The sequence below is a fragment of the Kluyvera ascorbata genome (assembly GCF_023195735.1).
Taxonomy (GTDB): domain Bacteria; phylum Pseudomonadota; class Gammaproteobacteria; order Enterobacterales; family Enterobacteriaceae; genus Kluyvera; species Kluyvera ascorbata.
Genome location: NZ_CP096201.1, coordinates 3,820,369 through 3,832,616, shown reverse-complemented (window position 1 = coordinate 3,832,616; position 12,248 = coordinate 3,820,369). Strand labels below are relative to the sequence as shown.

Below are 12,248 nucleotides of genomic sequence, written 5' to 3'. Positions count from 1 at the left end.
TGCAACGCAAACGAAACTAAGGGAGGGGAAAAGATGCCATCTTTCGATATTGTCTCTGAAGTCGATCTTCAGGAAGCGCGTAACGGCGTGGATAACGCAGCCCGTGAGGTTGAGTCACGTTTCGATTTTCGCGGTGTAGAAGCGAAAATTGAGCTGAACGAAGCGAATAAGACCATTAAGGTGCTGAGCGAGTCTGACTTCCAGGTCAACCAACTGCTGGATATCCTGCGCGCCAAGCTGCTTAAGCGCGGCATCGAAGGCGCATCACTTGATGTACCTGAAGAGTTCGTACACAGCGGCAAAACCTGGTTTGTGGAAGCCAAGCTGAAACAGGGTATTGAAAGCAGCGTTCAGAAGAAGCTTGTGAAGCTGATTAAAGACAGCAAGCTGAAGGTGCAAGCGCAGATTCAGGGTGAAGAGATTCGTATCACCGGGAAATCCCGCGACGATCTGCAGGCCGTAATGGCGCTGGTGCGCGGTGGCGACCTCGGTCAGCCGTTCCAGTTTAAAAACTTCCGCGACTAATCGTGAAAGTGCTGCCCACACTCCGGTGCGGGCAGTCTCGTCTTATCTGGCGGCAATCGCCTGCTCAACCTCAAAGCGGTTCGTCACTTTGCTGTCAATCTTGATGTAAGCGGAGTGCTCCTGCGCCACCACCAACACCTCTTTAACGCCCTCGGTCGCCAGCAGGCGCTCGCGCAGCGCGTCATCAGCATTCACATCGTCCGGGATCTGCACGCGCAGGCTACTAACGTACGGCGGCTCCTGCATCGTCATCGAGACCAACAGCCATGCGGTTGCCAGCAGCGCTCCGGCGAGAAACACCGTTTGCGAGTCAAACAGGCCGTCAATCCAGCCGCCCAGCGAACCGCCGATGGCAACGCCAAGGAACTGGCTGGTGGAGTAAATCCCCATCGCTGTGCCTTTATAGCCCGCAGGCGCTTCTTTGCTGATAAGCGAGGGCAGCAGCGCTTCCATCAGGTTAAACGCGAGGAAGAAAATCTGTACGCCAGCGACCAGTTCCCAGAAGTAATTACCGGAACCCCACAGCACGATTTCTGCAATCAGCAGCAAGGCGATGCACAGTACGAACACACGCTTCATGCGGCGCTTTACTTCGGCATAAATAATAAATGGGACGACGGCGATAAACGAGACGACCATGGTCACCAGGTAGATTTTCCAGTGCTCGGAAGCCGGGAAGCCCGCGGATTCCAGCTGCCCAGGAAGCGCCACGAAGGTCGACATCAGCAGGATATGCAGGCACATGATCCCGAAGTTCAGCTTCAGCAATTTCGGCTCCATCAGCACTTTGCTAAAGCAGCCTTTGACCATTCCTGATTCGCGGTTGAGCACGTGGTTTTTGCTGTCCGGCACTACCCAGAGGGTGAGCAGGATGCCAAGCGTCGCCAGCCCGGCAATCATCCAGAACAGCGCGTGCAGGCCGAGCTTGTGGGTGATAATCGGACCTAGCACCATGGCAATCGCAAAGGTTACGCCGAAGCTGACGCCGATAAACGCCATCGCCTTGGTGCGGTTTTGTTCACGGGTAAGGTCGGAAAGCAGCGCCATGACCGCAGCGGCAATCGCGCCAGAACCTTGCAGCGCGCGGCCAAGGATAATGCCCCAGATAGAATCCGACATTGCGGCAATCACGCTGCCGAGGACGAAAATAGCCAGGCCGCCGACAATCAGCGGTTTGCGGCCAATGCGATCGGAGATTAACCCGAAGGGGATCTGAAATACCGCCTGCGCCAGTCCGTAAATACCAATCGCCAGGCCAATCAGCGCTTCGCTTGCGCCCTGCAATGCCATGCCGTATGTGGTCAGAACCGGAAGGACCATAAACATACCGAGCATACGCAAAGAAAATACGGTCCCTAAACCCCAGGTGGCGCGTAACTCACCCGGCGTCATTTTGTAATCGTTCATTCCCACCTCAATATAAAAGCTGGGAGTAGTGTAGTGCGGGGAGAGGGCAGGGTAAACAGACGGTTAATTAACAAATATTACATTATTGAATCATTTGTGCGGAATAGAGACATAAACAATAACCCGGCGGCACCAGGGCCGCCGGGGCAAAGCCTGGTCAGGCGGCTTTCTGCGATATTTGACGAATGGCGTCGATCACTTCCAGTGAACGCAAAGCATCCGCTGCATCAATGATTGGCTCGGCCTTACCGACGATCACTTGCAGGAAATGGCGCAACTGTAGAATAAAGGGATCGATAGGTTCAACGGCGAGCGTTTCCTGTAATAACGGCGCGTGCCAACCACGTTGTTCACCGTAGCGCCACCAGCGCATTTGCGGAATCGCCAGCGCACCTTTGCTGCCGGAAATCAGATAGCAGTTTTCTGGGGTATGGGCGTAAATTTCATTCTCTGCCGAGTTCATCTCCCAGCTCCATGGGCTGACGCCGCAGTCGCTTAGCACAGCGCTTCCGAGCGCTCCGCAGGCAAAACGCAGATTCACTACCGCACTGTCTTCGTTAGCGAACCCGCGTCCGGCATTGCTGGTCATTGCCTGTACCTCTTCAATTTCACCGAGAAGATATCGTAACAGATCGATATCGTGCACCAGATTAACCAGTAGAGGCCCGGCGCCCGGTTCACGGCGCCAGGCGACGTCGAAGTAGTCGTCGGGCTTTTGCAGGATCCAGTGCGCCGAAACCGCCACGATGTTGCCCAGCTCACCGCTGTCGATAAGCGACTTTGCCGCTGCCGTTAGCGCGTTGTGCCGCCGGTGGTGGCCCACCAGGACGGGAACCCCGCGCTGTGCTGCGGCGTCGACCAGCTCCTGCGCGGGTTCTGGTGATTCGGCGACCGGTTTTTCCACCAGCACCGGAATGCCGCGTTCCACGCAGGCGATAGCGCACGGTACGTGCAGGGTATTTGGCGTAGCGTTAATCACCCCCTGTGGGTTGGCCCGATCCAGCATGTCATTGATATCGGCATACCACGCGACACCCAGCGATGCCGCCAGCGCCTGAGCCTGAGGTGAAGGATCGGCCAGCGCAACCAGCTCCGCTTCAGGCGTCTGCTGAATAACTTCAATATGCTTGCGGCCGATAGCGCCCGCACCGATAACGGCAAGACGGATGCGATTCATGATGGGCTCCTCAGAGTGGTTGTGATGGTGGATTTCGCGTTGGCCGGGCTTGCCGCCCAGTAACCTTTGGCGGCCAGACCGATGACGGTCAGGGCTGCGGGAATACCGAGGATCAGGAATACCGATTTAAAATCGAGCCCCAGCGCCAGCATTTCTGCACCGGCGAAGGCGCTTAGAATGGCGCCGATTCGCCCGACACCGTGCATCCAGCTTGAGCCGGTAGCACGGGCCTGGGTGGGATAGAAACGGGCGGAAAGGGCGTTCATACCGGTATTCGCACCGTTAAGGCAGGCGCCGCTGACGAAGGCCAGCAGGCACAGCAACGGGAAGTTCACCCCTGCGTAGCCAATCGCCATGGTGAACAGACCGCCCACGGCGAAGATAACCCCCAGCGCCCGATGCGGATCGATGCGGTCCATCAGCCAGCCTGCGAACAACGAGCCAACGGTGCCGCCAGCCTGGTAAATGGCGGTCATTATCGCCGCCTGACTGACGGTCAGACCTATCTCTTTTACCAGCGTCGGCAGCCAGCTACCGAGGATATAAACCAGGAACAGCCCCATAAAATAGACCAGCCACAGCATCAGCGAGCCGAACAAATACTCGCGTGACAGCACAATGCGCATGGCGCTGCTCTTAATAGGCTGCTGGGGCAGAATAAAGCTGACATTTTCGCTGACCTGGCCTGGGAAAAACCGCTGAAGGATGGCGTGTATTCGCGCGGCGGGGGCCTGCTTAATCACCAGGAAGCGCGCCGATTCCGGCAGCTTCCAGATAAGTACCGGTGCGAATAACAGCGGTAGTACGCCGCCCAGCGCCATCAATGAGTGCCAGCCAAACTGTGGAATAAGCCATGAGGCGGCAAACCCGCCGATGGCCGCACCAAAGGTAAAGCCGCAGAAGATGACGGTGATAATAAACGAGCGCTGACGCTCCGGCGCGTACTCCGAGACCAGCGTGCTCATGTTAGGCATGGCAGCGCCCAGCCCGAGTCCGGTCATAAAGCGGAAGAAGATCATCTGTTCGATGTTCTGGGAAAACGCCGTAGCGATGGTCCAGAAACCGAAGAAGAAGACGCTGTTAATGATGATTTTTTTGCGCCCTAGCCAGTCGGCAAGCGGACCGGAGAAGAGCGCGCCGAGTGCGAGGCCAATCAGCGCGGTACTGATAACAAAGCCGAGCTCATGGTTGCTGACGCCCCATTCCTGCTTCAGCGTTGGGGCGATAAAACCCATGATGGCGATATCAAAACCGTCCAGTGCAATGACGCAAAAACCGAGAAAAATGACCAGCTTCTGGTAGCGGCTGAGCGGGTTGGTGTTAATTAATTCTCTGACATCCAGGCGTTGTGTCTGTGACATGGCGAGCTCCCGTTTACAGGAAGGATTGTGCAGCGTTAAACAGCAGCTGAGCGCGTTGCTGTGCCGGTAGTGCTCCCTGTGCGCCGGCCAACGGCACCTCTACCGAGACGGGGATGGTCGGCGGGAGCGCCGCAAGCAGACCGCGGAGATCCAGCTCACCCTCGCCCGGGACACGACGCGCGCTGCGGGCCTGATAAATCAACTCCTGGGTATCCGTGGGTATTTGCGCCGGGGCATCGCAGAGCTGCATATAGTTCAGTTGTTCTGGCGCGAGCGCGCTCAGTGCCTCCAGAGACTCGCCCGCACGCCAGAAGTGAATGGCATCTACCAGAATGCCAACGTTGCGCTGCCCGCTTTCAGCAATCAACTTTTGCGCACTGGCAAGCGTGGGCAGGTGGGTCCACGGCATCGGCTCCAGGTTCATGGTCAGGCCGTAGGCTTCCCCCGCCTGTGCCAGCTTCGCCAGGTTCTCTGCGCAGCGAGAAAGGTTATCGTCATTACCAGCGACCAGCACCTGCTGGGCTTCCAGCCGTGCAGCGGTTTCTAGGAACGGGCGCAGCGCATCGAGGTTGAAATCCGGCGTCAGGCGGACAATTTCCACGTCGGAGACGCGAATGCCGGTATCGCGGAGTGCAGCCAGCGTTTCACGTACCGTATGCGTATCGCCAAGCATGTCGTAATCGGGGTCATCAGGTGTTGCGGGCAGCAGGCGAATGCCGACGTGGCTGTAGCCGGTGAGCGCGGCGATGCGCACCTGTTCCGGCGGTGAAACGTCCAGCACGGTCAGTGCCGCAAGGGAGATAGAACGCATATTCATACAGACTCCAGTACAGTTGCAGGTGAGGTTTGTTGTTATGTTTGGTGCCTTTCCCTGGCTAAATGCGTGTTTTTTTATGAGGTTATATTTGCGGACAGATTTTTCCCCACCAGATAACCAAAGGTCATGGCGGGGCCTAGCGTGATGCCGCCGCTGGGGTAGAACCCCTGCATCACGCTCGACATATCGTTGCCCACGGCAAACAGGCCGGGGATGGGATGTTGCTCGGCGTCCAGAACGCGCGCCCGTTCGTCGGTTTTCAGGCCGCTGAATGAGCCAAGCGAACCGGGCAGAATGCGTACCGCGAAGTAAGGTGCTTTTTTCAGCTCGCCCAGCGTCGGGCTGGGCTGGTGGACGGTATCACCTTGCGCGCAGTTATAGGCCGATGCGCCGCGCTGGAAGTCGTCATCGTGGGCCTGACGGGCAAAGCCATTAAAGCGATTCACGGTGTCGCTGAGCGTTGACGCGTCGATGCCGCATTTTTGTGCCAGGGCTTCCAGCGTGTCGGCGCTTTGCAGATAGCCGGTTCGAAGCCAGGCTTTCACCGGGAACGGCGTGGGGCGTGCATGACCCAGCCCGTAGCGGTGCAGCGCGCGGCTGTCGGCAATCAGCCAGGCTACCGGCTTTTCACCTTCCGGCGTGGCGTCCAGCAGTGCGGCGATAAAGTCGTGGTAGGAGTCGGCTTCATTGACGAAGCGTTTGCCGTTGCTGCGTACCGCAATAAAACCGGGTTTGGCGCGCTCAACCAGGTGAGGGAATGCTAACTGTAGCCCGCTGGCGAGCGAGACGCGGGAGACGGGGGCCCACGCCATGGGGTGCTTAAGCGAGCTATCAAACTGTCCGCCCGCGGTTTCACCAAGGCGAATGCCGTCACCCTGATTTCCCGGAGGCGCGGCGGAGAAATGGCCGTAGCCCTGCGCCGCGTGCGGCACCTGTTCGGCTAGCCGCTGTTTATCGTGCGGAAAACCGCCGCAGGCCAGCACTACCGCACGGGCGTTAACCTGAATTTCGCCGTCATCACTATTGAGGATGGCGCCGGTCACGCCGTGGCTATCCTGCAATAAACGCGTCACCGGTGCATTGAGCTGGAAGTTCACATTAGCGTCCAGCGCAGAACGAAGAAGACGCGCGACCAGCGCATTGCCGTTGACCAGATGACGACCGCGGCCATAGCACAGGCGTTGCCAGCCGTGACGCATCAGGCGGCGGGCGGCATACAGTGCCGATCGCGGCGAGCGCGTGGCGTTAAAGAAGTGCGCCATATCAGCGCCGCCCGCAATGCCCATGCCGGCAAGACTGATGGTCTCCAGTGGCGGGCGCAGTCGGTGAAGCCAGTCGCCTAACCCACGAGCATCGTACGGTTGTGCGGTAACGGAGCGGCCACCGGTGGCAAAGCCTGGGCTGTTATGAAAGTCGGGCATTTTGCTGCCGGACAGAAACTGCACGGCGGTGTTTTTCCGGAAAAAATCCACCATTTCCGGGCCGTAGCGTAAAAAGGTGCGCAGGCGTGCATCGGCGGGGCGGCCCTCCATCTCGGATTGCAGATAGCGCAGTGGGGCGGCATCGCCCTCCATTATGCCTTCCTCACGGGCCAGCGGGTTTTGCGGGATCCACAGCCATCCGCCCGACCATGCGCTAGTGCCGCCGATCGTCGATTCCTTTTCGGCGACGAGCACCCGCGCGCCGTGCAACGCGGCGGTGACGGCGGCAGAAAGCCCGGCTGCACCGGAGCCAATCACCAGCATATCTACCTCTACATGCCTGCTCATGGGTCACTCCTTATTGCAGCGGCGAGAAATCGGTGGGACGCATCAGCACCGATTCCAGACGCTCAACCGCTGCCAGTTCGCGGTTTTTCCGCGAGAAGGTTAGCCAGCGCTCGTCCTGAGACATACGCGCCCGGCGCACCAGGCGGTCATCCAGGCTCTCGTAGGCCCAGATATGTACCACCTGATTGACCACGCCGATTTCGGTAAAGAAAAAGCCAATTAGCTTGCCGAGATGTTCGGTTTGCACCGCAAAGGCGTCGCTTTTGTACAGTGCCAGCCAGTCGGCCATTTTCAGTGGATTGATGGTGTAGGTGCGTTTTTCGTAGATCATGCTGCTTCTCCTGAAGTGTGTGGGGATGTGTTTGTCATATGCACGGCGGCCAGATAGCCGAAGGTAAGTGCTGGGCCAAGGGTGATGCCCGGGCCGGGGTAGGTACCTGCCATCATGGAATCCATATCGTTACCGACCGCATACAGGCCGTGGATGGGCTGTCCCTGTTGGTTGATGACCTGGGCATCGGCGGTGGTCATCAGCCCGCGAGATGTGCCTAAGTCGCCGGTAAAGAGTTTGATGGCATAGAAGGGGGCGCTTAACAGTGGGGCGTTGCAGGCATTCGGGCCGTGTGCCGCGTCGCCCATCGCACGGTTATAGCTGTTGCCGCCTTTATGAAATTCCGGGTCACTGCCGTTTGCTGCATGCTGGTTGTAGCGGGAAACGGTTTGCTCAAGCTGCTGTGGATCCAGGCCTAGCTGCTGAGCCAGTTCGTGCAGGCTATCGGCCTGATGCAGATAGCCTGCGCTCACCAGCGCATCGTTGTTAACCGGTGCCGGGCGCGCCAGCCCGAGACCATAGCGCTTCATTGCCTGCGCATCGCAGAGCAGGTAGCACGGGGCGTTTTCTGGCTGCTGCTGCATGGCGCTGGCGAAATGGTGGTAGGAGTTTGATTCGTTGACGAAGCGTACGCCGCGCTGGTTAACTGCGATGACCCCCGGTTTGGCACGGTCGGTGACCAGATGGGGAAAACGCTCTTCGCTACCGTCTGGGCGACGCAGTACGGAGACCGGAGCCCAGAAAAAGTTCGACGGCAGGTCTGCGCCTTGTCGGGCATCGACACTCAGTCCTAACTGGAAAGCCGCGCCGTCGTTGGTGATGGGTGACATGGTGTAGTGCTGCTGCGTTGCCGGACGGAACTGTGGTGCGATGCGCCCGGCAGCAAAGCCCCCGGCGGCAAGCACGACGCCACGACGGGCATGTAAGGTGAGCGTTTGGCCATCACGCTCGATTTCAACGCCGGTCACGTGGCCGTTTTGCTCAACCAACGACGTCACCGTGACGTTAAGTTCCAGCTCCAACCCTTTACGCAGCGCCAGTGTCGCCATGCGCGCAATCAGTGCGTTGCCCATTGCCAGACGAGTACCGCGGTGATGGCGCAGACGGTCGCGCCCGTAGCGGAGCAGCAGCTTTGTGCAGTGGGCCAACGAGCGCCACGAGCGACGCATATCGAGGAAGTGTTGGATATCGACGCGGTTCACCATCATGCCGCCAAACAGCAGCATGCCCGGCGGCGGCGAACGCAGGGTCGTGAAATGCTGTCCCAGCTCGCGGCCATCATACTCCACCACTTCCAGCGCACGGCCAACATCGACGCCACCGGGCTCATCCGGATAGTAGTCTGGCGACAGCGGGCGCAGGCTGTATTTCACCGCGCCTTCCTGTTCGAGAAAGGCCAGTGCTTCTCGCCCTGCATGGACAAAAGCATCAATCATGTCCGGGCGATAGTTCGCTTCACCAATAATGGCTCGCAGGTAGGTTTTCATGGCCTCTGGTGAGCCGCTTTTTCCCAGATTTCGGGCCTGATCGGTGTCGTTAATCCACACCGCCCCGCCAGAAATTGCTGAGGTGCCGCCAAAGTGCGGGGCTTTTTCAAGCATTAATACCGAAAGCCCTTTGCAGCAGGCGGTCACGGCGGCGGCAAAGCCCGCCGCGCCGCTGCCGATAACGATAACATCCCAGCTTTTCATGCTGCGGCCTCGTCAGGTTGTTCAATCGCGCCGATGAACTGCCCCATAAGTTGCATCTGCGCCAGCGCCATTTCCGGGCCGGTCTGGGTGCGGCAACCTCGTGTATTGGCAAAGGCCAGTAGTGGAGTGATAACCGGCGCAGTGACGACATCAGCGACGTGAGTCGTCGCCGTTAATGTCTCCAGTAGCGCCTGGCTTAACGGCAGCGCATCGAAGCCCGCCATGCCCGCGGGGGAACCGTTGACCAGCAGATCAACCTCTGCCAATGAATCGGGGAGAGTGGAAATATGCACGGTTGGAAAATGGGTTGCTAAGCGGTTTTCCAGACGCTGGCGGCTGGCTTCGTCACGATCGTAGAGCGCGAGGTGGCTAATGCCCGCTTCGCACAATCCCCAGGCGATGGCGCTGCCGACGCCGCCGCAGCCGGAAAGCAGAGCGCGTTTGCCTGCGGGGTTAAAGCCGTGCGCTTCAGCTGCGCGCTGGAAACCGACGCCGTCCAGCATGTCACCCTCTAAGCGACCATCTGCCAACTTGCGTACGACATTAACGGCATTGAGATGACGAGCACGAGACGTGAGGGTATCAAGCAGCCCGGCCACGCGCTGTTTATGCGGCACGGTGACCAGAATGCCGCTCATGTTTTGCCAGCCGCGTAGAGCATTCAGGTAGTCGGCAACGGCTTCCGGCGCGATATCGACCGGGATCATTACCTTATCCATGCTCTGGCTGGCAAAGTAGTGGTTAAAGTTTTCCGGTGATTTCACCTGGGTAATGGGATGCCCGATAACGGCGACGACCTGAGTAAATCCGCTGACCATTGCTCACCTCTTTTGTTAATAAACTGTTGCTTGAGTATTTCAATGGAAGCGGTGAGCGACAACGCAGAATTCGGACAGGTTGGTTGTTAATCGCACCGACAGTGCGATAATCGCAGTAATCGACTTCCTCTGTTGCAAAAGTGTGAACAGCTATGCAAAACGAGATTCATCAGCGCGATTTGATCGTGGGATTGCAAAAAGGGCTGGCGCTGATCCAGCTTTTTTCGAAGGCAAACCCACGGCTGACGGTGCCGCAGGCGGCAAAAATGAGCGGGTTGACGCAGAGCGCGGCTCGCCGATTTTTCCTGACGCTGGTACATGATGGCTATCTGGATACCGACGGGCGCTACTACTGGCTGATGGCGAAAACGCTGCGTCTGGGGCAGGCCTATGTCGATTCCGCGCAGTTCCCGCGTATGGTGCGGCCAATTGTTGAATATGTTGCCAGTCGTTCAGAGGAGCATGCGTCGGTGGGGGTGATTGATGATAACGAGCTGGTCTATATTGCCCGCAGCAAACACACGCCATTTAACTCAACTTCTGTACGGCTCGGCGAACGAGTGCCGATTCACTGCACCGCGGGCGGTCGCTTGTGGTTAGCCTCCTTGCCGGAAGCTGAATGCGAGGCTGTGTTACAGCGAGTGACCCGCGAGCAGCGAACGCCTTACACGGTGACGGATGTACCGACATTGATGGAGCGTATCGCGCAGGTCCGTCGTCAGGGATACGCCTCTATTGAGCAGGAGTTTGAGATAGGTATGCTGGTGATCGCCGTTCCACTTGCTGATAGGGAAGGGCTGTACTGGGGGGCGTTGAGTCTGACCAGCCATCAGTCGCGCACGTCGCTGGAGGCGCTGTGCCGGGATCATCTCGATCTGCTGTATAGCGCGCAGGCGATGCTGGTGGGCTAGTCAGGTGAAAAAATTGGGTGCGTTGAGAATACCTGGCAGCATCAAGAGTGGCGGGGATGACTCCCCGCCGGGTCTCTTACTTAACAGATTCGTAGGCTGTGAAGACGGCGACCTCCGTATGCCCGCTGCGGATACGGACCGCGCAAAGATCTTTGCGCGTGACCAGTACCGACATCACGGCGGTAATACAGAGGACAATCAGGGCAACAATCACTACCTTGTTCCGTTTCATAGGCTACTTCTCCTTGACCCTAAGGTCGGTAAGAGGCTAACCTAATACTGTTGGGTATTTAGGGGCCTCAGATTAATGTTAAGCGTCTTGCCGGACGCAGAATGTTATCTGGGGCTTTTGTCTATCTGCCTTTCACATCTTGCTCAAGACAAACAGTCTCAAGCAGCCGCCGCGATTCTATACCTCTTCCCTTCGAATGAGCCGCCTAAACGCTGGCTTCGCCGCTATTTAGGAAAACATCAATATTGGGCGCTGGCGCTTTTCTTCAGGCAATAAAAAACCCCGCCGTAGCGAGGTTTTTATCAAACGGTGTCTCTTTACCAGACGTAAGTCAGCAGGTTCTGAGAATTCGGCACCATAAAGTCGACGGACATCATCACGGACAGCGCGGTAATGGCGATGATGGAGAAGCCGAACAGCTTGCGCGCCCAGACCTTATCATCTTCCACTTTGTAACCGCGCAGCGCCATGCCAAGCCACCAGACGCTCACCGCTGCTGCAACGATCAGGTATTTATACCCAGCGTAGCCGCCCAGAGAGAGCATCAATGTGGCCAGAGCAAACGCCACGATGTACAGCGTGATGTGGTTTTTCGCCACTGCAATGCCTTTCACTACCGGCAGAACCGGAATGTTCGCTGCCTGATAATCCTTGAAGCGGAAAATCGCGATAGCGTAGGAGTGAGGCATCTGCCACAGGCTGAAAATCGCCAGCAGAATCAGTGCACCGCTGTCGAAATTGCCGGTCACTGCGCAGTAGCCAATCACCGGCGGCGCAGCGCCGGAGAGAGAACCAATCAGCGTGCCGTAAACGGAGTGGCGCTTCATGTACAGGCTGTAAACGCCGACATAAACCACGAACCCCATTACCCCCAGCCAGCAGGCGAGGGGATTGGCGCCGAACCACAGCAGCATGAAGCCAGCGAGACCCAGCAAAGTGGCGTAGACCAGCGACGTTTTTGGCGCAATCAGTCCCTTAACCAGCACTCGGTTCTTCGTTCGCTCCATCTTACGGTCGATGTCACGATCGATGTAGTTGTTGAAAACACAACCCGAGGCGACCACCAGGGACACGCCGATCAGAGTCCAGGCGAACAGCGGATAATCAATGTGACCTTTAGAGGCCAGCAGGAAACCGCCGATCACGGAGATCAGGTTGCCAAAAATGATGCCAGGCTTCGTTACTTGCAGGTATCGCTTAAACATACTC

At 57.9% G+C, this 12,248-nt stretch carries 12 protein-coding genes; 2 read left to right on the top strand and 10 right to left on the bottom strand.

Features of this window, described 5'->3' with window-relative positions; genetic code table 11:
- Positions 1-33 precede the first annotated feature (33 nt).
- A complete protein-coding gene (locus tag MY052_RS18425) occupies positions 34-525 on the top strand; it encodes a YajQ family cyclic di-GMP-binding protein (RefSeq protein ID WP_035894278.1) in 492 nt (163 codons plus the stop codon).
- 42 nt (positions 526-567) lie between these two features.
- Here the strand turns inward: MY052_RS18425 and MY052_RS18420 are convergent, their stop codons facing one another.
- The 8 genes from MY052_RS18420 to MY052_RS18385 all read right to left on the bottom strand — a co-directional run bounded on the left by MY052_RS18420 (position 568) and on the right by MY052_RS18385 (position 9,896).
- On the bottom strand, positions 568-1,932 hold the full coding sequence (locus tag MY052_RS18420; RefSeq protein ID WP_202216342.1) for an MFS transporter: 1,365 nt from the start codon (positions 1,930-1,932) through the stop codon (positions 568-570).
- A gap of 157 nt (positions 1,933-2,089) precedes the next feature.
- A complete protein-coding gene (locus tag MY052_RS18415) occupies positions 2,090-3,109 on the bottom strand; it encodes a Gfo/Idh/MocA family protein (protein ID WP_248537593.1) in 1,020 nt (339 codons plus the stop codon).
- On the bottom strand, positions 3,106-4,470 hold the full coding sequence (locus tag MY052_RS18410; protein ID WP_248537592.1) for an MFS transporter: 1,365 nt from the start codon (positions 4,468-4,470) through the stop codon (positions 3,106-3,108). Before MY052_RS18410 ends, MY052_RS18415 begins: the two co-directional genes overlap by 4 nt.
- A 13-nt stretch (positions 4,471-4,483) precedes the next feature.
- Complete coding sequence (locus MY052_RS18405) at positions 4,484-5,287, bottom strand: sugar phosphate isomerase/epimerase family protein (RefSeq protein WP_248537591.1); 804 nt, start codon at positions 5,285-5,287, stop codon at positions 4,484-4,486.
- A 74-nt stretch (positions 5,288-5,361) separates the two neighbouring features.
- Positions 5,362-7,056 (bottom strand): FAD-dependent oxidoreductase, encoded by a 1,695-nt coding sequence (locus MY052_RS18400; RefSeq protein WP_248537590.1) that lies wholly within the window; start codon positions 7,054-7,056, stop codon positions 5,362-5,364.
- Between the two features lie 10 nt (positions 7,057-7,066).
- A complete protein-coding gene (locus tag MY052_RS18395) occupies positions 7,067-7,387 on the bottom strand; it encodes an NIPSNAP family protein (protein ID WP_035894285.1) in 321 nt (106 codons plus the stop codon).
- Positions 7,384-9,078, bottom strand: coding sequence for an FAD-dependent oxidoreductase (locus MY052_RS18390; protein WP_248537589.1), 1,695 nt, complete (start codon positions 9,076-9,078; stop codon positions 7,384-7,386). The genes MY052_RS18395 and MY052_RS18390 overlap by 4 nt, the downstream gene beginning before the upstream one ends.
- Positions 9,075-9,896 (bottom strand): shikimate dehydrogenase family protein, encoded by an 822-nt coding sequence (locus tag MY052_RS18385; protein ID WP_248537588.1) that lies wholly within the window; start codon positions 9,894-9,896, stop codon positions 9,075-9,077. The genes MY052_RS18390 and MY052_RS18385 overlap by 4 nt, the downstream gene beginning before the upstream one ends.
- A gap of 152 nt (positions 9,897-10,048) precedes the next feature.
- Here MY052_RS18385 and MY052_RS18380 point away from each other — a divergent pair, with 152 nt between their 5' ends.
- Positions 10,049-10,807: an IclR family transcriptional regulator domain-containing protein gene (locus tag MY052_RS18380; RefSeq protein WP_202216336.1), complete on the top strand. Its 759-nt coding sequence runs from the start codon at positions 10,049-10,051 to the stop codon at positions 10,805-10,807.
- Between the two features lie 76 nt (positions 10,808-10,883).
- Here MY052_RS18380 and MY052_RS18375 read toward each other — a convergent pair whose 3' ends face one another.
- Positions 10,884-11,039 (bottom strand): Hok/Gef family protein, encoded by a 156-nt coding sequence (locus MY052_RS18375; protein ID WP_202216335.1) that lies wholly within the window; start codon positions 11,037-11,039, stop codon positions 10,884-10,886.
- Between the two features lie 317 nt (positions 11,040-11,356).
- The gene (gene cyoE, locus MY052_RS18370) at positions 11,357-12,244 is read right to left on the bottom strand and encodes a heme o synthase (protein ID WP_035894291.1); all 888 of its coding nucleotides are present in this window, start codon (positions 12,242-12,244) and stop codon (positions 11,357-11,359) included.
- Positions 12,245-12,248: the final 4 nt, after the last annotated feature.